Annotated in this window: 19 protein-coding genes; 10 read left to right on the top strand and 9 right to left on the bottom strand. The window is 64.3% G+C overall.

The window, feature by feature from the left end:
* Positions 1-124: 124 nt before the first annotated feature.
* The 6 genes from NKI39_RS00095 to NKI39_RS00070 all read right to left on the bottom strand — a co-directional run bounded on the left by NKI39_RS00095 (position 125) and on the right by NKI39_RS00070 (position 6,305).
* Positions 125-871 (bottom strand): FAD-binding oxidoreductase, encoded by a 747-nt coding sequence (locus tag NKI39_RS00095; RefSeq protein ID WP_352818738.1) that lies wholly within the window; start codon positions 869-871, stop codon positions 125-127.
* Positions 868-1,479 carry a molybdopterin-dependent oxidoreductase gene (locus tag NKI39_RS00090; RefSeq protein WP_023680229.1) on the bottom strand — a complete coding sequence of 204 codons (612 nt, stop codon included), beginning with the start codon at positions 1,477-1,479 and terminating at the stop codon, positions 868-870. The genes NKI39_RS00095 and NKI39_RS00090 overlap by 4 nt, the downstream gene beginning before the upstream one ends.
* Positions 1,480-1,612: 133 nt before the next feature.
* Complete coding sequence (locus NKI39_RS00085; RefSeq protein WP_352818741.1) at positions 1,613-3,166, bottom strand: DegQ family serine endoprotease; 1,554 nt, start codon at positions 3,164-3,166, stop codon at positions 1,613-1,615.
* A gap of 370 nt (positions 3,167-3,536) precedes the next feature.
* Positions 3,537-4,262 carry an MBL fold metallo-hydrolase gene (locus NKI39_RS00080; RefSeq protein ID WP_352818744.1) on the bottom strand — a complete coding sequence of 242 codons (726 nt, stop codon included), beginning with the start codon at positions 4,260-4,262 and terminating at the stop codon, positions 3,537-3,539.
* A gap of 16 nt (positions 4,263-4,278) precedes the next feature.
* Positions 4,279-5,445: a diphosphate--fructose-6-phosphate 1-phosphotransferase gene (locus tag NKI39_RS00075; protein ID WP_352818747.1), complete on the bottom strand. Its 1,167-nt coding sequence runs from the start codon at positions 5,443-5,445 to the stop codon at positions 4,279-4,281.
* A gap of 95 nt (positions 5,446-5,540) precedes the next feature.
* The gene (locus NKI39_RS00070) at positions 5,541-6,305 is read right to left on the bottom strand and encodes a L,D-transpeptidase (RefSeq protein WP_352743868.1); all 765 of its coding nucleotides are present in this window, start codon (positions 6,303-6,305) and stop codon (positions 5,541-5,543) included.
* Between the two features lie 187 nt (positions 6,306-6,492).
* On the opposite strand from NKI39_RS00070, the gene NKI39_RS00065 reads away from it, so the two are divergent.
* The 3 genes from NKI39_RS00065 to xylB all read left to right on the top strand — a co-directional run bounded on the left by NKI39_RS00065 (position 6,493) and on the right by xylB (position 10,098).
* Positions 6,493-7,116 (top strand): LysE family translocator, encoded by a 624-nt coding sequence (locus NKI39_RS00065; RefSeq protein WP_352830200.1) that lies wholly within the window; start codon positions 6,493-6,495, stop codon positions 7,114-7,116.
* 10 nt (positions 7,117-7,126) lie between these two features.
* Positions 7,127-8,452 (top strand): tetratricopeptide repeat protein, encoded by a 1,326-nt coding sequence (locus tag NKI39_RS00060; RefSeq protein WP_352830197.1) that lies wholly within the window; start codon positions 7,127-7,129, stop codon positions 8,450-8,452.
* Between the two features lie 191 nt (positions 8,453-8,643).
* A complete protein-coding gene (gene xylB / locus NKI39_RS00055) occupies positions 8,644-10,098 on the top strand; it encodes a xylulokinase (protein WP_352830581.1) in 1,455 nt (484 codons plus the stop codon).
* A gap of 38 nt (positions 10,099-10,136) precedes the next feature.
* Here the strand turns inward: xylB and NKI39_RS00050 are convergent, their stop codons facing one another.
* Entirely contained in the window at positions 10,137-10,499 is a 363-nt protein-coding gene (locus NKI39_RS00050; RefSeq protein WP_352472535.1) for a nuclear transport factor 2 family protein, read from the bottom strand.
* 110 nt (positions 10,500-10,609) lie between these two features.
* Between NKI39_RS00050 and xylA the strand changes: the two genes are divergently transcribed.
* Complete coding sequence (gene xylA / locus NKI39_RS00045) at positions 10,610-11,935, top strand: xylose isomerase (RefSeq protein WP_352782230.1); 1,326 nt, start codon at positions 10,610-10,612, stop codon at positions 11,933-11,935.
* Positions 11,936-12,067: 132 nt separating this feature from the next.
* Here xylA and NKI39_RS00040 read toward each other — a convergent pair whose 3' ends face one another.
* Positions 12,068-12,700 carry a TetR/AcrR family transcriptional regulator gene (locus NKI39_RS00040; protein ID WP_352454840.1) on the bottom strand — a complete coding sequence of 211 codons (633 nt, stop codon included), beginning with the start codon at positions 12,698-12,700 and terminating at the stop codon, positions 12,068-12,070.
* A 93-nt stretch (positions 12,701-12,793) separates the two neighbouring features.
* Between NKI39_RS00040 and NKI39_RS00035 the strand changes: the two genes are divergently transcribed.
* Positions 12,794-13,450: an O-methyltransferase gene (locus tag NKI39_RS00035; RefSeq protein ID WP_352748847.1), complete on the top strand. Its 657-nt coding sequence runs from the start codon at positions 12,794-12,796 to the stop codon at positions 13,448-13,450.
* A gap of 166 nt (positions 13,451-13,616) precedes the next feature.
* Positions 13,617-13,826, top strand: a complete 210-nt coding sequence (locus tag NKI39_RS00030) for a hypothetical protein (protein ID WP_023680243.1) — start codon at positions 13,617-13,619, stop codon at positions 13,824-13,826.
* Between the two features lie 86 nt (positions 13,827-13,912).
* Here NKI39_RS00030 and NKI39_RS00025 read toward each other — a convergent pair whose 3' ends face one another.
* Positions 13,913-14,893 carry a GlxA family transcriptional regulator gene (locus tag NKI39_RS00025; protein ID WP_352472537.1) on the bottom strand — a complete coding sequence of 327 codons (981 nt, stop codon included), beginning with the start codon at positions 14,891-14,893 and terminating at the stop codon, positions 13,913-13,915.
* Positions 14,894-14,969: 76 nt separating this feature from the next.
* Between NKI39_RS00025 and bcoG the strand changes: the two genes are divergently transcribed.
* From bcoG to NKI39_RS00005, 4 genes are read left to right on the top strand one after another with little or no spacing between them, the layout of a single operon-like run.
* Entirely contained in the window at positions 14,970-15,881 is a 912-nt protein-coding gene (bcoG, locus tag NKI39_RS00020; protein WP_352472538.1) for a 3-dehydrocarnitine:acetyl-CoA trimethylamine transferase BcoG, read from the top strand.
* A gap of 31 nt (positions 15,882-15,912) precedes the next feature.
* Positions 15,913-16,542 carry an HD domain-containing protein gene (locus NKI39_RS00015; RefSeq protein ID WP_352818768.1) on the top strand — a complete coding sequence of 210 codons (630 nt, stop codon included), beginning with the start codon at positions 15,913-15,915 and terminating at the stop codon, positions 16,540-16,542.
* Positions 16,539-17,612: a 3-hydroxyacyl-CoA dehydrogenase NAD-binding domain-containing protein gene (locus NKI39_RS00010; RefSeq protein WP_352818771.1), complete on the top strand. Its 1,074-nt coding sequence runs from the start codon at positions 16,539-16,541 to the stop codon at positions 17,610-17,612. Before NKI39_RS00015 ends, NKI39_RS00010 begins: the two co-directional genes overlap by 4 nt.
* Positions 17,613-17,616: 4 nt before the next feature.
* The gene (locus NKI39_RS00005; protein WP_352818774.1) at positions 17,617-18,780 is read left to right on the top strand and encodes an acyl-CoA dehydrogenase family protein; all 1,164 of its coding nucleotides are present in this window, start codon (positions 17,617-17,619) and stop codon (positions 18,778-18,780) included.
* Positions 18,781-19,012: the final 232 nt, after the last annotated feature.

Here is a 19,012-nt window from a genome sequence, read left to right as displayed (position 1 = left end):
TCGCAGCCGAGGTTCTTTGTCGAATCGTTAACCATTTCGGCCGAATGCGGCGTCGGCGTTGCGGCTGCTTTTGGCCTGCCTTATGCCGCCCAACGAAGGCAGCAACCGGGCAAGCAGAACCGGGTCAGACCCCGTAACGTTCGGTGCGGATGAGTGCCGCAGGCACCCCGGCATCGATCAGTGCCTCGGCGGCGGCCGTCACGAATGCGTTCGAGCCGCAGACAAAGGCGAGCTTCGGCGGCGCCGGCAGCCTGGTCATGGCTTGCACCATCATCGCGGCGTCGACCCGCCGCGCATAATCCGCCGGACGGCGGGCCGGCTCGCGCGTCAGCGTCAGCACCAGGTCGAAGCCATCCCTGCGCTCGGCGAGGTCGATCAGTTCGTCGCGAAAGATCACCTCGTCCCAGACCCGCGCCGAAAACACCAGGGCGGCGGCGACCAGCGATCCCCGCATCGCCCGGTGACGGAGCATCGACATCAGCGGCACCACGCCCGACCCGCCGCCGACGAGCAGGAGCGGGCCGCCATCGCCGTCGGACCAGACGAAATGGCCGCCGAGCGGCCCGCGCAATTCGACCTCGTCGCCCACCGCCGCTATCTCGTGAAAGAACGGCGAGACCTCGCCGTCCTCGAGTTTTTCAATCGCCAGCTCGATGGTCTCGCCGGTCTCCGGCGCCGAGGCGATGGAGTAGGAGCGGCGCGCCTGATAGCCGTCCGGCGCCGTCAGCCTGACATCGACATGCTGTCCGGCACGATAGACGAAGGGCCGCGACGGCTGCAGGAAAAAGCTGGTGACGCGCGGCGTGCGCTTTTGGATGCGGGTGATGGTGACCGTCTGCCAGGGCGACTGCGCCGCCGGTGCGTCGCTCATGGATCGTTCGTGTAGCGCTGCTCGCGCCACGGATCGCCATAGATGTGATAGCCTCGCAACTCCCAGAAACCCGGCTCGTCACGCTCTGTGAACTGCAGCCCGTTCAGCCATTTGGCCGATTTCCAGAAATAGAGATGCGGAACGAGCAGCCGGGCCGGGCCGCCATGGTCGGGAGTGATCGGCTTGCCCTCGTAAAGCAGTGCCACCATCGCCTTGCCGCCGGTGAGATCCTTCGTCGGCACGTTGGTGGAATAGCCGTCGAAACCCAACGCCAGCGTGAAGGCGGTGGGCGGCTCGATGCCGGCGTCGGCAAGGATGTCGTCGACGAGCACGCCCTGCCACGCCGTGTCGAACTTGGTCCATGCGGTGACGCAATGGATGTCGCGCGTCATCTTGGTCAAGGGCAGCGCGTTGAACTCGGCCCAGTTCCACTTCTTGATCGGCCGCGGCCCGTGCTTAAGCGTGAACGACCAATCCTCGGTGCGGACATGCGGCGTCGGGCCGGCCGACAGGACCGGGAAACCTTGCTCGAGATATTGCCCCGGCGGGATACGTGCATCCGTATCCGTCGGCGGCTTTCGTCCGGAAGAGAAGCCTCGGGTAACCATCGAGAATATCCGTTTGCGCAAGGTCCAATCGAGCTTTGTCAGTTTTCTCGAAGACGCGAGCGCGGGCAACCGAAATCTTGGCTCCGGCCTGGCGGCAATGCTCTACATTGATCTTGGCAGCGCGGCGCCCGCTTCAGCCGCTGGCGAAGGGGACGGCGACGAACATCTGGGCGTCGCCGCGCTCGACAAGCAGCAGCACCGATTTCTTGCCGGATTTGGCAGCCTGCACAATCGCCTGATTTGCCTGCCTGGCGCTCCTCACCGGAGTCTGGTCGACGCCGACGATGATGTCGCCGGGCTGGATGCCGGAAGCCGACGCCGCCTTGTTCGGGTCGACGCGCTCGACCAGTGCGCCGTGCTGGTTTTCCGGCAGGTTCATTGCCTGGCGCACATCAGGAGTGACGTCCATCAGGCCGAGACCGAGCGCCGGTGCGCGAAGGCCCTGCCCCGTCGACGGCTGACCTGAATCGCCGGTCACCGATCCCGTCGCCGTGTCGTCTTCGTTGCGCCCGATCTCGACGGAGATCTGCAGGCTTTTCCCCTTGCGCCAGACATTGAGGGCTTCCCTCGTGCCAGGCGCAACGTCAGCGACGGCGCGCGACAGATCCCTCGGATCCTTTATGTCCTGGCCGGCGAAGCTGGTAATGACATCGCCGGTCTCGATGCCGGCCTTGGCGGCCGGCGATCCGTCGCTGACCTGCGCGACCAGCACGCCGGTAGGGTGATCGAGGCCGATGGCGCTCGCCACATCAGGCGTCACCGGCTGAATCTGGACGCCGAGATAGCCGTACTGGATGGAGCCGCCCTTCATCAGCTTGGCGACGACCTTTTGCGCCTGGTCCGAGGGGATGGCGAAGCCGACGCCGACGCTGCCGCCATTCGGCGAAAAGATCGCGGTGTTGATGCCGACGACATCGCCGTACACATCCGTCAGCGGGCCGCCGGAATTGCCCCGGTTGATCGGTGCGTCGATCTGAATGAAGTCGTCAAACGGGCCGCTGTGCAGATCGCGGCCGCGCGCCGAGACAATGCCGGCGGTGACCGTGGTGCCAAGGCCGAAAGGATTGCCGAAGGCGAGCACCTGGTCGCCCGGCATGAGCTTGTCCGAATCGCCCCATTTGACGGTCGGCAAGGCCTTGCCGGCGTTGACCTTGAGCACGGCAAGGTCGTTCTTCGTGTCATGGCCGATCAATTTGGCGGGAAGCTCGGTGCCGTCGTCGAGCATCACCTTGACCGACTGGGCGCCGTCGACGACGTGATTGTTGGTGACGATCATGCCGTCGGCACCGACGATGAAGCCTGAGCCGAGGGCCTCGGTGCGCGGCGCCTGTTCCGGCGGTGTCTTGGGGGCGGGCAGTCCCTGGTCACCGAAGAAACGGCGGAAATAGTCGTCGAAAGGCGAGTTGCCACCGAACTCGTTGCCACCGAATGGGGAGGCCTCGCTCGTGGTGTCCGACTGCGCCGATTTCATGAGGGTGGTGATCGTCACCACTGCCGGTTTGTCGGCCGCCACGACCGGAGCGAACGAGCCGCGGGGCGCCGTCATGCCGGTGACAGGTGGGGTCACTGTTGCCGCCAGGACATCATTCAGCCTGGGAGCGAAGGACAGGGCGAAGGGGCTGACGATCAGCGCGGCGCCCAGCAGAGCGGCGACGCGATGTCTGCGAAGGGTCTGGATTGGTGACATGGCCGTTGTCCGGGCGAGAGATTGGTCTTGCGCCGCGACGTTCCGTCACCGGAACAATTCATCGGCGCGTCGGTCGTCGGCCTTGCCTGTCTCGCCTGTCACGGCAGCCGACCGGATCGACAGCCCCGCATCTAGGGCGCCGATTATGGTTTCCAGATAATATTACGAAGATTTAATTTCCAGCCGGCAACCGCCTCGCGGCGTTGCCGCCGAAACCCGAAAATACAAAACCCGCCTCGGGAGGGGCGGGTCGGTTGGGGCGAATCAGCACCATACCGATATTAGTAGCATAGCTGCCGGCACAAAGCAAGAACAAAATAGCTGCCCAAGACAAATCGCCTCAGATTTGCGCCGCCTCAGCCGAGGCCTCCTATTCGCCTTTCCGGTCGGTCCGGCTGAGATAGGTGGTGGCGATCTCGCGCATCCGCCTGCCATCGAAGCTCGGTCCATGGCCGCCATGGCCGATCCGGATCGGCAGCTCGAGCAGGCGCTGCATCGTGCGGCGATAGGCGGCACGATCCGAATCCGGCAGGTCGTCGATCAGCATGGCGTCGTAGATGGCGTCGCCGGCGAAGAACAGGCCGTCAGCCTCGTCGAACAGCGCGATCGAATCCGGAGAGTGGCCGGGCAGATGCAGGACGCGGAATTGGCGGTCGCCGAGGTCGATCCTATCGCCCTCGTCCAGGGTCCGGGCCAGAGGCGCCGGCTGAATCCTGTAATCGGCCGCCTTCCAGCCCTTTGCCGGCAGCCTGGAGACGGCGCCTTCCAGATCATGGAACATGTAGGCGTAGGTCACCGCTTCATCCATGCTGTCGAACTGTGCGGCGCTGTGGCGCGGCCCTGCCCGCAGCGGAAACTCGTGCAGCGAGCCGACATGATCGAGATGGATATGCGTGGCGACGACGAGCAGCGGCTTGCCGGACGGCGTGTCGATCTGCGGCGCCAGCGGGCAGATCCCCATGCCGGTGTCGACCAGCAGGTCGACATCGCGGCCGCGCAGATGCCAGATGTTGGCGCGCACGAATTCGTGCACGAAGGGCTCGGTCAGCACCGTCGTATTGGCGTTGACGATGGTTTTGCTGAACCAGCTGTCCATCAGATCAAGGCCGGCATCAGACGAACGGCTTGCCGACCTTGTACTTTTGCGGGACCAGCCGCTTCAGATAGGCCATCCCCGCATCGGACAGCCGGTTGACATCCGGCAGCATGAAATCATCCGGCATATGGCGCGTCTTGCCGGCGACGTTCTTCAGCGGCACCTTCTTCAGCACGGTTTTCTTGCCGTCATATTGCAGCGCCACCGAACCGCCGCCCTCGTCGGCCACCGTGACCGCGAAGGCACCGGCATCGAAGGCCTCCTGCGCGTCCACCGCGCTGATGGCGCCGACATAGCCGCGCGGCATATAGCCGAGCGCATCGACGCGCGCCCGCTTGCCCGGCAGTCCTTCGGCGAGCGCGCGCTCCAAGGCTGCCGGCAGGTCGCTGCCCGACAGCTTGACGTTGCCGTGCTGGTCGCGCTCCAGCCTTTCCGGCGGCACCAGGCTTTCGACCAGCGCTTTGCCGTCGGCGGTGCTGACGCCTTCGGAGACGGCAACGATGCAGCGCTTGTGGCGATCGAGCGTTGCACGAACGTCGTCGATGAAGCCCGCCGCGGAGAACGGCCGCTCCGGCACGTAGACGAGATGCGGGCCGCTGTCCTGATCGAGCTGCCAGGCCGCGGACGCGGCCGTCAGGAAACCGGCATGCCGCCCCATGACAATGCCGACATAGATGCCCGGCAGAGCCCGGAAATCGAGATCGACCGAAAGGAATGCTCCCGCGACGAACTCGGCCGCCGACATGAAGCCGGGCGTGTGGTCGTTCTCCTCGAGATCGTTGTCGATGGTTTTCGGCGCATGCACGAAGGCGATCTTGCCGCCGGCAGCGTCGGTGAGGATCTGCTGCGTGCCCGAGGTGTCGTTGCCGCCGATATAGATGAAGGCATCGGCGCCGGCTTTCTTCAAGCCGTTGAGGATGAGGTCGCAATAGGCGGCATCCGGCTTGTCGCGCGTCGAACCAAGCGCGGCGCTCGGTGTCGCCGCGATCAATCGCAGGCGGTCCTCGGGGATGGCCGAAAGATCGACGTAATTGCCGTCGCGGATGCCGCGCACGCCGTGGATGGAACCAAGCACCTTGGCGCCGAGATGCCGCTTGCGGATTTCGAGCGCGGCGCCAACCACCGTCTGGTTGATGACGGCGGTAGGGCCGCCGCCTTGCGCGATGACAAAAGTTCCGGCCATTGTTCACGTCTCCCGGGCGATGAAATCGCAGGCACATTCGCCTGTCTTGCGGCATCGCGCAACGGCAGAGTGATCGCTGAAGGCGAAGCCGCCGTTCAGACGACGACGACCGGGTTTTTCTTGGAGACGCGGCTGTAGAGGTCGATGATGTCCTGGTTGATCAGGCGCACGCAGCCCGACGACATCGCCTGGCCGATGCTCCACCATTCGGGCGAGCCGTGGATGCGATAGCCGGTGTCGCTGCCGTTCTGATAGATGTAGAGGGCACGCGCGCCGAGCGGATTGTCGAGGCCGCCCGGCTGTCCGCTTTGCCATTTCACCAGTTCCGGCCTGCGGGCGATCATCTCGGGCGGCGGGGTCCAGACCGGCCATTCCTTGCCGTACTGGATGTTGGCGCGGCCGGACCAGCGGAATCCGTCCTTGCCGATGCCGACGCCGTAACGGATCGCCTCGCCGCCGGGCTGCACCAGATAGAGCAGCCGTTCCTGCGAGTGAACGACGATGGTGCCGGGTTGCTCGCCGGTCGGATCGACGACGATCTGGCGGCGGAACTCCGGCTTGACCTTGAGGTAGGGCACTTCCGGCACATTGAAGCCACCGTCGGTGAGCGAAGCGTACATCACGTCGGGGCTGGTAATGTTCTTGTCGACGCTGATACTCGGACGGATGGGCCGGATCGAGCCGGTGGTGACGTCGTCGAGCTGGAGCGACGGCAGATCCAGCGTCTGGCTGCAGCCGGCGACGCCGAGCAGCGCCAGCGCACCGGCGCCGGACAGCACCGTGCGACGGGAAAGCTGTATTTCGGTTTCGATTGCGTCGCCATTGTGCGGCAGCGACAGACCGTGCGGCAACTCACGCATTTACCCAAACCCTACGCTGTCGGCGGGAAACACGCTCCGGCCGTATAGCAGGCATTTTCGCCAATCATGGTTGAAAAAGCGTGAAGGCCGGCCGCCTGGCATTAACGAGAGGCTTTTTCGACTTTGCCTCTTTACATCTGCGCGAGGCCAAGGATTTATCCTCTTCTTTGAGCTCAAGGAGAAGAAAATGTCCTTCGAAAACTGGGCCGCCTTTGCCGCCGCCTCGGCAGTCCTTCTTGTCATTCCGGGCCCGACCATCATGCTGGTGGTTTCATATGCGCTCGGCCAGGGCTGGCGCACCGCGCTGCCGATGGCAGTCGGCGTGGCGCTCGGCGACTTCACCGCGATGACACTGTCGATGCTGGGTATCGGCGCGCTGCTGGCGGCGTCCGCCACCGTATTCACCGTGCTGAAGGTGATCGGCGCCGGCTATCTGATCTATCTCGGCATCAAGCTGTTTCGCGCCGGCGGCGCGCTCCGGGCCGAACCGCGTACCGATGCGGTGTCATCGGCGAAAATGACGACGCACGCCTGGCTGGTTACCGCGCTCAATCCGAAAAGCATCACCTTTTTTGTCGCCTTCCTGCCGCAGTTCCTCGACCGGCATGCGGATTTCTGGACACAGATGCTGATCTTCGAGACGACCTTCCTGGCGCTCGCCTTCGCCAATGCCTTCGGTTATGCGCTGATCGCGGCAAGGGCGCGCAACGTGGTGCGCAATCCAAAGGCGATCCGCATCTTCAACCGCACTGGCGGCACGCTGCTGGTCGGCGCCGGCATCGCCACAGTGGCGATGCGCTCGGGCAACTGAGGGACAGACCATGGCGGTGAGCGATGCATTCGGCCTGACACTGTCTGGCGCGACGGAGGCCGGGCTCTCGACCTACAGCCGGGCCGTTCGCGAATTGCAGTGCTTCATCGGCGATCCGGTCGGTTCCATTGACCAGGCAATCGCCGAAGATCCCGGCTTCGTCATGGCGCAGGTGTTCAAGGGTTATCTCTTTGGCCTTGCCACAGAGCGTGAGGCGACGGCGGTGGCCAAGGCATGTCACGAGGCGGCGCTGCCGCTTGCCGCGACAACGCGCGAGCAGGCGCATGTCGCCGCCCTTGGCCACCTTGCTGATGGACGCTGGCACGAGGCCGCCCGCGTGCTGGAGGATATCGCCATCGAGTTTCCGCTCGATGCGCTGGCGCTGCAGACCGGCCACCAGATCGACTTCTTCACCGGCAATGCGCGCATGCTGCGCGACCGCATCGGCCGCGCGCTGCCGTCCTGGCAGCGCGACATGCCGGGCTATCACGCCATACTCGGCATGCAGGCCTTTGGCCTGGAGGAAATGGGCGATTACGCGCGCGCCGAAAAACTTGGCCGCACGGCGGTCGATATCGAGCCGCGCGACGGCTGGGCCCAGCATGCGGTGGCCCATGTCATGGAGATGCAGAGCCGGCAGAAGGACGGCATTCTGTGGATGCGCGCCAATCCCGAAGCGTGGACGCGGGAGAGCTTCCTGCAGGTGCACAATTGGTGGCATCTGGCACTGTTCCACTATGATCTCGGCGAAATCGACGAGGTGCTGGCGCTCTATGACGGGCCGATCTATGGCGAACGCTCGATGCTGGCGCTCAACATGGTCGATGCCTCGGCGATCCTGTGGCGGCTGCATCTCGGCGGCGTCGATGTCGGCGAGCGCTGGGCGACACTCGCCGCCAACTGGTTGCCCATGGCCAGCGCCGGCCACTATGCCTTCAACGACGCCCACGCGATGATGGCGTTTGTCGGTGCCGGCCTCGAAGCGCCGGCCCGCAACTTGCTCGAGGCGCAGCGCGAGGCGATGCGCGGCAAGGACGACAACGCCGGTTTCACCAGGGATGTCGGCCATCCCCTGACGCTCGCCATCAAGGCATTCGGCGAGGGCAATTATGCCGGGACGATACGCCTGATCCGGCCGATGCGGGCAATCGCCCATCGCTTCGGCGGCAGCCACGCACAACGCGACGTCATCGACCTGACACTGATCGAAGCGGCATTGCGTTCCGGTGATGGCGCGCTGGCGAGGGCGCTTGCGGCGGAACGCGCGCTGGCACGGCCGGACAGCCCGTTGTCGGCACTGTTTTCACGGCGTGCAAACGCTCCCGCGGCGAATTGACCACGGCCACATCTTGCCTTAAAAACTGCCCCGGCCTGATTTTTTCGAGCGTCGAAAAAATCTTCGCGTGTTGACCGGGGTGCGTTTCCGGCGGCACGATTGCCGGGATATCTTCGCCGCCCGTGTCACAGGACTGGGCAGCGAAGCAAGAAAGACCGTCGCCGCCAGGCATGACGGACATGGGAGGAAACATGTATCTCGGCCTCGATCTCGGCACGTCGGGCGTCAAGGCGCTGCTGATCGATGCAAGGCAGAGCATCGTCGGTTCCGGCCATGCGCCGCTCGACGTGTCGCGCCCGCATCCCGGCTGGTCCGAGCAGAACCCGGCCGACTGGATCCGCGCCTGCGAAGCGGCGGTCGGCGAGTTGCGGTCAATGCATGCGAAGGAACTCGCGGCAGTCAAAGGCATCGGCCTTTCCGGCCATATGCATGGCGCCACCCTGCTCGATGCCGCCGACCAGGTGCTGCGCCCCTGCATTCTATGGAACGACACACGCAGCCACGCCGAGGCGGCCGCGCTCGATGCCGACCCGCGCTTTCGCAAGCTGACCGGCAACATCGTCTTTCCCGGTTTCACCGCGCCGAAGCTGGCCTGGGTGAAAAACAACGAACCGGCTGTTTTCGCCAAGGTGGCAAAGGTCCTGCTGCCGAAGGACTTTTTGCGGCTCTGGCTCGCCGGCGAGCATATTTCGGAAATGTCGGATTCGGCTGGCACGTCGTGGCTCGATGTCGGCAAACGCGCCTGGTCCTCCGAACTGCTCGCTGTCACGTCGCTCGACGAAAGCCAGATGCCGTCGTTGGTCGAAGGCACGGCCAAGGCCGGTGCCTTGCGCGCCGAACTGGCCGCCAGATGGGGCATGCAGGCGGGCATCCCGATCGCCGGCGGGGCCGGCGACAACGCGGCCTCGGCCTGCGGCATGGGCACGGTCGGCGCCGGGCAGGCGTTCGTCTCGCTCGGCACGTCGGGCGTGCTTTTTGCCGCCAACGCGTCCTATCTGCCCAATCCGGAAAGCGCAGTGCACACATTCTGCCACGCACTGCCCGGCACCTGGCACCAGATGGGCGTCATCCTGTCGGCAACCGATTCGCTCAACTGGCTGTCGGGGATCGCTGGAAAAAGTGCCGGCGAGTTGACCGCCGAACTCGGCGATTCGCTGCAGGCGCCGAGCGGTGTCTCTTTCCTGCCGTACCTGTCAGGCGAGCGGACGCCTCACAATGATTCCGTCATTCGGGGCGCCTTTACCGGGCTTGCCCACGAGTCCGGCCGCGCGGCGCTGACCCAGGCCGTGCTCGAAGGCGTCGCCTTCGCTTTCCGCGACAGCCTCGAAGCCCTGGCCAAAGCCGGTACGACGCTGACCCGGGTGACGGCGATCGGCGGCGGCTCGCGTTCGCGCTACTGGCTGAAGGCCATCGCCACAGCGCTTGGCCTGCCAGTCGATATCCCAGCCGACGGCGATTTCGGCGCCGCCTTCGGAGCGGCCCGGCTTGGCCTGATCGCGGCGACAGGCGCCGATCCGCGCGCCGTGTGCACGGCGCCGGCGACGGACGCCACGGTCGAGCCGGTCGCCGCACTAAGCGATGCCTATGCAGATGCCTATCAGCGCTACCGCCAGCTTTACCCGGCGATCAGGAGCGCCACGGCGTGAGCGGTTTCCCGCCCTCGCCGTGGCCCGCCGAGAAGGCCTCACTGTGCCGGCACCTTGTCGAGAAAGCCGGTGACGCTTTTCAGCCGGCCATTTTCGATGACGCCGATATCGGTGCCTTCGATGACGGAGCCGACGCCTTCCGGCCCGAGGTTCCAGGAGAAGCGGATGGTATCGGCGAAGCCGTCCGGCTTGCCTTTCAGCGAGAACCTGAAGCCGGCAAAGCGCTGCTGAACGCCTTCGATCAGCGCGGCGATGGCGTCATGGCCGTCGCCCTGCATGATCGGATCGCGGTAGCCGACGTCCTCGGTGAAGGTCGCCTCGAGCAAGGCTTTCCTGCGTGCGGCGTCGCTCTCGTTCCAGGCGGCGATGTAGTTTTCGGCAATGGTGTTGAGGTCGGTCATGGTCTGTCTCCTTCGTTGGGTGGCTTTGACATGAGCCTTTTCGACCAGCGCCAGCGCGAAACCAATTACGCCTGAGGTAATCAGGCCGAACCATGCGAGAGGAAAAAAACATGAGCAGCGGTTTTTTCGGCGACATCCAACAGATCAAATACGAGGGACCGGATTCGACCAATCCGCTGGCCTATCGGTTCTACAATCCCGACGAGATCGTCGCCGGCAAGCGGCTGGAAGACCATCTGCGCTTTGCCGTCGCCTATTGGCATTCCTTCGCCTGGCCGGGCGGCGATCCGTTCGGCGGTCAGACGTTCGACCGGCCATGGTTCCCCAAGGCCGGCGGTACCGACACGATGGAGCTGGCCAAACTCAAGGCCGACGTCGCCTTCGAGATGTTTTCGCTGCTGGGCGCGCCTTATTTCTGCTTCCACGATGCCGACGTGCGGCCGGAGGGCCGGGACTTTTCCGAAAGTGCGGCGCGGCTCGACGAGATCGCCGATTATTTCTCGGGAAAGATGAAGCAGACCGGCGTCAAGCTGCTGTGGGGCACGGCCAACCTGTTCTCCAACCGCCGCTTCATGTCAGGCGCCGCCACCAATCCCGATCCGGACGTCTTTGCCTATTCGGCGGCGACGGTGAAACACTGCATCGACGTCACCAAGCGGCTGAACGGCGAGAACTACGTGCTGTGGGGCGGCCGCGAGGGCTATGAGACGCTGCTCAACACCGACCTTGCCCGCGAGCAGGAACAGGCCGGCCGTTTCCTCAACCTGGTCGTCGATTACAAGCACAGGATCGGCTTCGAAGGAACCATCCTGATCGAGCCGAAGCCTCAGGAGCCGACCAAGCACCAGTATGATTACGACGTCGCCACCGTCTATGGCTTCCTCAAGCGTTTCGGACTGGAGAACGAGGTCAAGCTCAACATCGAGCAGGGCCACGCCATCCTGGCCGGCCATTCGTTCGAACATGAACTGGCGCTGGCCAATGCGCTCGGCATTTTTGGCTCGATCGACATGAACCGCAACGACTACCAGTCGGGCTGGGACACCGACCAGTTCCCCAACAATGTGCCGGAGATGGCTCTGGCCTACTACCAGGTGCTGCAGGCCGGCGGCTTCAAGACCGGCGGCACCAATTTCGACGCCAAGCTCAGGCGCCAGTCGCTCGATCCGCAGGACCTGCTGATCGGCCATATCGGGGGCATGGACTGCTGCGCTCGCGGCCTGAAGGCGGCAGCGCGCATGGTCGAGGACAAGGCGCTGTCCGCCCCGCTCGCCGAGCGCTATGCCGGCTGGGATTCGGCCGAGGCCAAGGCGATGCTTGCCGGCAAGCGCACGCTGGAGGAAATCGCCGAGCGCGTCGTCAAAGAGAAGATCGAGCCGCAGCCCAGATCCGGCCGCCAGGAATTGCTCGAAAACATCGTCAACCGGTACGTCTGAGGCGTACCCAGTTCGCGGCCGCATTGTTCAGCGGCCGCCGGCTAAGACGGCTTCTCTGCGGGGCTGAACCGACGAAGGTTTTGCCCCGTGTGAAACTCGCGTGGCCTGTTCGCTGACCGGGTCTGGCGCGCCTTAGCCGTGATCGAGGCCTCTCAGGTAGGCGCAAAACATGTCGGCCATGGCGTTGGCGTAGACTTCAATCTCCTTGGGGGTTCGAGGCGTCTCCGAGAACTGCTTCCCCACCGTGCTGAGCGTCGTCATGACCAGGTCGCCGGCCAATTCGCGAGTCGCTTGCGCGGCGCTCGGCAACGCCTCCTGCATGAAGAGCTGGATGGTGCGGTCTCCGGACGCCCTCGCCGCCTGCGCCTCGGGCGCGTCGCGGTAAAGCGGGGCGGCGTCGTCGAGCGCCACACGCACCGCAGCCTCCTCACACTCCGAGCGGAGGAAGGCGTGGACCAGGTCGCGCAGCCGGTCAAGCGGCGGTTTCCTGATATCCTCGAGGATATCGCGCAGCAAACTGGTCGTCTGCCGCCATTCGTCGCTCTGGAGCCGGAACAGGATCGCCGCCTTGTTCGGAAAATACTGATACAGCGATCCGACGCTGACGCCGGCCTTCTCGGCCACGCGCGCCGTGGTGAAGCGCTGCGCGCCTTCCCTCGCCAAAACCTGAACAGCAGCCTGCAAAATCGCAGCGACGAGCTCCGCCGAGCGGGCCTGCTTCGGCTGTTTTCGCGAGGAAATCCGCGGACTTCGGTTGTCGCTCATTGAGAGCCGCGCCAATGCGATTAGTGAATGCGAATGATTAGTCGTATTTTGAATGTCGCACAAGAACGCGTTCAATTCCGACTGGAGACCGATATGACCACACTGACGACAACGCCGCTCGCGCCCCTGCTGGACCGCCTGTTCGAGGAAGCCGCTGCGGCAACAAGCCCTGCAGTGGCGGAACTCTCCGCCGAGGAGCGGATGCGGCTGGTTCGAAGCAAGACCGAATACCTCGATTTCTATGGGCGGCTAAGGGATCTCTGGCTTCCCGTTTCGCGAGAGACCGGCACGCTGCTCTACATGCTGGCACGAGGCAGCGGCGCACGGACGATCGTCGAATTTGGAACCTCGTTCGGCATCTCGACCCTGCACCTTGCCGCAGCCTTGCGGGACAATGGCGGTGGCCGCCTGATCACCAGCGAGTTCGAGCCATCCAAGGTCGCGCGCGCGAGGAGTAATCTGACAGCAGGCGGTCTCATTGACATGGTGGAAACCCGCGAAGGAGACGCGCTGCAAACATTAAGCGTCGATCTTCCCGAAAGCGTCGACCTGCTTCTGCTCGACGGCGCCAAAGCGCTCTATCCCGAGATCTTGAGTCTGGTTGAAAGCCGCCTCAGACCGGGCGCCTTCGTCGTTGCCGACAACGCAGATCTTTGCCCCGAATACCTCGAGCGGGTGCGCTCGACCGGGAGTGGCTACATGTCCACGCCGTTCGGCGAGGATGTTGAACTGTCGATGCGGCTTGGCTGAAGCACTGCGTGACCTGCCGGAACGATCGTGCCCAAGATGGGCGGCGGCGGACAAAACTTTGCCCGGCATCGCCCATCAATCGCCTCGCTCTTGCCTTCAAAGAGCCGTCACGAACCTCCTATAGTGTGGTTCGTGGCGGGATTCAGAAAGAAGGAGGCGAAACGATATGCAGCACGAACGCGAAATCGACGCCCTGCTCTCATCTGGCGAGGCTGGATCGATCATCGACCGGCTGATGGCGCTGCCGCACCCGAAACAAGGTGCGCTGAGTGCAAACGAATGGGATCGCGCGGTCGCCAGCCGCTTCGAGACCCATCTTGCGAGACAGATGCGCTCGCAGATCGACGGCAGCAGCGACCGCCAGGACGCTGCCTGATCTACCTTTGCCTATGGATGTCGTTATCGCAAAACCGCTACGCACGCTCGGGTCAAGCCCGTGGCCAGGCTTTTGGGCGACATGCATTATCCCCGACGCAGCCTGACCGGCGCTTCGCCGAACGCTCTTGAAAACGCTCTGGAAAATGCCGCGGCGGACGAAAACCCCGTTCGCCCGGCAATGTCCGCCATGGCGATGCGCGTGTCGACCACCAGCCGGCGCGCGGCGCCGAGGCGCAGCCTGAGGTAATAAGCGCCGGGCGTTTCGCCGATCGACTTGCGAAAGATGCTTTCCAGCGTCCGTGCCGTCACCCCGGCGCGCTTTGCCACGGCCGCGATAGTCAGCGGCTGGTCGACATGCGCTTCCATCAGCCGGATGGCTTGCGCCAGCCTGGGATCGTAGCCGTCAAGACGGCCGAGCGAGACCAGCGGTTGCGCGTCCGTCGCGGCGCGCGCCTGGTCGTAGATGAAGACGCTCGCGACATCGAGCGCCACGGCCATGCCGAGCCGCGTGCGGATCAGATGCAGCATCAGGTCGAAGGTCGGCGAGGCGCCGCCGGTGGTGAACACCGGGCCATCGATGACGTAGCGGTCGGGGCGCACGTCGACGCCGGGAAAGGCCGACGAGAAATCCTCCATGTCCTCCCAGTGGGTGGTGGCGCTGCGCCCCTCCAGCAGACCGGCGCGGGCAACCAGCCAGGTGCCGGCCTCGACGCCGCCCCAGGCGCGTGCCGCGCGCGCCGCCCGGCGCAGTCCGGACAGCAAGGCCGATGTGGCATGGTTCTGCGAGCCGAAGCCGGCGACGACGACCAGCATATCGGTTGTGTCAGCCGCATCGAAGCGGCCGCTGACCGCCACCGGCAGGCCGCATGTGGTGACCGGCGCCTCGCCTGTCACCGAGACCAGCCTGAAATCGAACAGCGTCTCACCGGCAATGCGGTTGGCGGCGCGCAACGGATCGACGGCCGAGGCGACGCACATGATCGACGAGCCGGAGAATACCAGCAGCGTTACCTTGAGCGGCAAACGCTCGGCCCGAAAGATCGTCGGTTTTTCGTTTTTGGTCACACGATCTTCGTAAAACGCAAAACAGTTTCCGGCAAGTCAGGCATTCTTGCCCTACGTTCTATTGGGAGAGAATCCGATGCCGTTAGCGATGAACCGTGAGGTTTTCATTACCTGTGCCGTGACCGGGTCCGGCAGTTCGCAGGATCGCAGCCCGCATGTGCCGCGCTCGCCCAGAGAGATCGCCGATTCGGCCATCGAGGCGGCAAAGGCGGGTGCGGCGATCGTGCACTGCCACGTGCGCGATTCCGAGACCGGCAAGCCTAGGCGCGACGTGCATCTCTATCGCGAAGTAACCGAGCGCATCCGCGCGGCAGACGTCGACGTGGTGCTGAACCTGACCGCCGGCATGGGGGGTGACATGGTATTCGGCCCGCCGGAGAAACCGCTGCCGCTGAACGAAAAAGGCACGGACATGGGCGGCGCGAGCAACCGCATGGAACATGTGCGCCAGTGCCTGCCGGAAATCTGCACGCTCGATTGCGGCACCATGAATTTCGCCGAGGCCGACTATGTCATGACCAATACGCCCGGCATGCTGCGTGCCATGGGCGGCATGATGACGGCGCTCGGCGTCAAGCCGGAGATCGAGGCCTTCGACACCGGGCATCTGTGGTTCGCCAAGCAATTGGTCGAGGAAGAAGTGCTGAAGCCGGACGCCTTGGTGCAATTGTGCATGGGCGTGCCGTGGGGCGCGCCGGACGACCTCAACACCTTCATGGCTATGGTCAACAATGTACCGTCGACCTGGAACTGGTCGGCCTTTGCCATTGGCCGCAACCAGATGGCCTATGTCGCGGCCGCGGTGCTGGCCGGCGGCAATGTCCGCGTCGGACTGGAGGATAATCTCTGGCTCGACAAGGGTGTGCTGGCGACCAATGCGCAGCTGGTCGAGCGGGCGGTCAGCATCGTGTCGAATATGGGCGCCAGGGTCATCGGCCCGGACGAAGTCCGCAAGAAGCTGAACCTGACGAAGCGCGCACCGCTTTGAAAAGCCGGTAGCCGGTTGGGAGGAGCCGCCGATGAAGACCGTGAAATTCACCGCCATGAAGGACGGCGACCGCGAGGATTACGCCTTCCTCACCGAGCACGAGATCGACTACGCGGCAAAGACCGGCGAGCGGCTGCTCGACGCGCTCGTCCAGCTCGATGCGAGCCTCTCGGGCTACAAGATCACCCGGCTCGGCCATTCGCTGCAAGCGGCAACGCGGGCCTGGCGCGACGGCGCCGACACCGACTGGATTGCCTGCGCCTTGCTGCACGATATCGGCGACATCTACGCGCCCTATAACCACGACGAGTATGCGGCGTCGATCCTGAAGCCTTTTGTGCGCGAGCAATGCACCTGGGTGGTGGAGAAGCACGGCGATTTCCAGCGCCTCTATTACGCCCACCACCTCGGCGGCAATCCACACGCCCGCGACCGTTTCGCCGGGCACATCTACTTCGACGATTGCGATGAGTTTTGCGAACGCTGGGATCAGTCGAGCTTCGACCCGGATTACGAGACATTGCCGATCGATTTCTTCCGGCCCTTCCTGCTCGAAGTGTTCGCGCGCAAGGCCTATGACGCGTCCGTGATCCGTGCCGGCGAGCGCGTCGCCCTCACCGACCCCGCAACAGCCAGGACAAGAACCGGAGCCTCCGCATGAGCATCATCAACAAGGCGGCCGCCATCGGCGGCGGCGTCATCGGCGCCGGCTGGGTGGCGCGGCTGCTGCTCAACGGCATCGACGCGTCGATCTTCGATCCCGACCCCGAGGCGTCACGCAAGGTCGGCGAGGTGATGAAGGGAGCGCGACGCGCCTACAAGCAGATGCTGCCCGGCGGCCTGCCGAAGGAGGGCAAGCTTACCTTCGCCAAGACGATCGCCGAGGCGGTGGCAGACGCCGACTTCATCCAGGAAAGCGTGCCGGAGCGGCTCGACCTGAAGCACCGCGTGCTGGCCGAGATCGACCTTTATGCGCCGGCCAACGCCATTGTCGGATCCTCCACCTCCGGCATCAAGCCGACCGACATGCAGGTGGCGATGAAGAAGCACCCGGAGCGGCTGGTCGTCGGCCATCCGTTCAACCCCGTCTATCTGCTGCCGCTGGTCGAAATCGTCGGCGGCGAACAGACCTTTCCCGAGGCGATCGAAGTCGCCAAGGAGATGTATGCCTCGATCGGCATGAAGCCGGTGGTGATCCGCAAGGAGATCGAAGCCTTCGTCGGCGACCGGCTGCTCGAAGCGGCCTGGCGCGAGGCGCTGTGGCTGGTCAAGGACGGCATCTGCACGGTCGAGGAGCTCGACGACATCATGCGCTACGGCTTCGGCCTGCGCTGGGCGCAGATGGGCATGTTCCAGGTCTATCGCGTCGCCGGCGGCGAGGCCGGCATGCGCCACTTCATGGCGCAGTTTGGCCCGTGCCTGAAATGGCCGTGGACCAAGCTGATGGACGTGCCGGAGTTCAACGATGAACTGGTCGAGCTGATCGCGACCCAGTCGGACGATCAGGCGCACGGTCTGTCGATCCGCGAGCTCGAAAAGATCCGCGACGACAATCTGGTCGCCATCATGGAGGCACTGTCGAAGCAGAACAAAGGCAAAGGCTGGGGTGCCGGCGCCCTGCATAAGGACTACACCAGGCAGCTAGCCAAGCTCGCGGCCAAGAAGCCCACCGCCTCCAAGGCGGCCGAAAAGGCAAAGGCTGAAAAGCCGAAGAAAAGGAAGAAAGGCTGAGACCATGGATTTTGGTCTTTCGGAGGAGCAGAAGCTCATCGTCGAGACGACGCGGGCCTTCGTCGAGAACGAGCTTTACCCGCATGAGCGCGAGGTTGAACGCACCGGCGTGCTGCGCCGCGAGCTGATCGAGGAGATCAAGGCCAAGGCGATCGGAGCCGGCCTCTATGCCGCCAACATGCCGGCCGACGTCGGCGGCGCCGGGCTCGATACGGTGACCTGGCTGCTCTATGAAAAGGAACTCGGCCGCGCCAATTACGCGCTGCATTGGACCTGCGTGGCGCGGCCTTCGAACATCCTTCTCGCCGGCACGCCGGAGCAGCGCGAAAAATATCTGTTTCCCTGCATTCGCGGCGAGAAATGGGATTGCCTGGCAATGACCGAGCCGGGCGCCGGCTCCGATCTGCGCGGCATGAAGGCAACCGCCGTGCAAGACGGCGACGACTGGGTGCTGAACGGCACCAAGCATTTCATCAGCCATGCGGACCTCGCCGATTTCGCCATCGTCTTCATGGCCTCGGGGGAGGAAGAGTCTTCGCGTGGAAAACGCAAGAAGATCACCGCCTTTTTCGTCGACAAGGGCACCAAGGGTTTCACCGTGCGCGACGGCTACCGCAACGTCTCGCATCGCGGCTACACCAATGCCATCCTCGAATTCGACGATTGCCGGTTGCCGGCCAGTCAGGTTCTGGGCGAGGTCCACAAAGGCTTCGACGTCGCCAATTCATGGCTTGGCGCGACGCGCCTGCAGGTCGGCGCCACCTGCCTCGGCCGCGCCGAGCGGGCGCTTGGCCACGCCGTCGAATACGCCGCGCAGCGCCAGCAGTTCGGCCAGCCGATCGGCAAGTTCCAGGGCGTGTCGTTCAAGCTCGCCGACATGGCGACCGAGCTGAAGGCCGCCGACCTGATGGTGTTCGAAGCCGGCTGGAAGTACGATCAGGGTACCGTCACCGACCAGGACATGGCCATGGCCAAACTGAAGGCCACCGAGATGCTCGCCTTTGTCGCCGACGAGGCGATCCAGATCCATGGCGGCATGGGGCTGATGGACGATTTGCCGCTCGAGCGCATCTGGCGCGACGCCCGCGTCGAGCGCATCTGGGAAGGCACCTCGGAAATCCAGCGCCACATCATCTCGCGGGCGCTGCTGCGCCCGTTCGGGGGCTGAACAGCGCAATGTTTGCATTCCTTCGCGCCCCCCTCTGTCCTATCGGACATCTCCCCCTCAAGGGGGGAGATCGGCCGCCATTCCTGATTTCGCCAGTTATTGCCGTTGCATGCCTGGGGCCGGCGGCCCAACTGCCAATCTCCCCCCTGTTTGGACCGGAGACATCGCGAACAGGTGTGCGAGGACATCGCGAACAGTGCTCCATGCTATCTCTCGACGAGGTTGAGGTCGA

It is taken from the genome of Mesorhizobium sp. M0664, from assembly GCF_040320565.1.
In the GTDB taxonomy this organism is placed as follows: domain Bacteria; phylum Pseudomonadota; class Alphaproteobacteria; order Rhizobiales; family Rhizobiaceae; genus Mesorhizobium.
The sequence above is the reverse complement of the archived record's forward strand: the minus strand, read 5'-3'. Positions and strand labels throughout refer to the sequence as shown.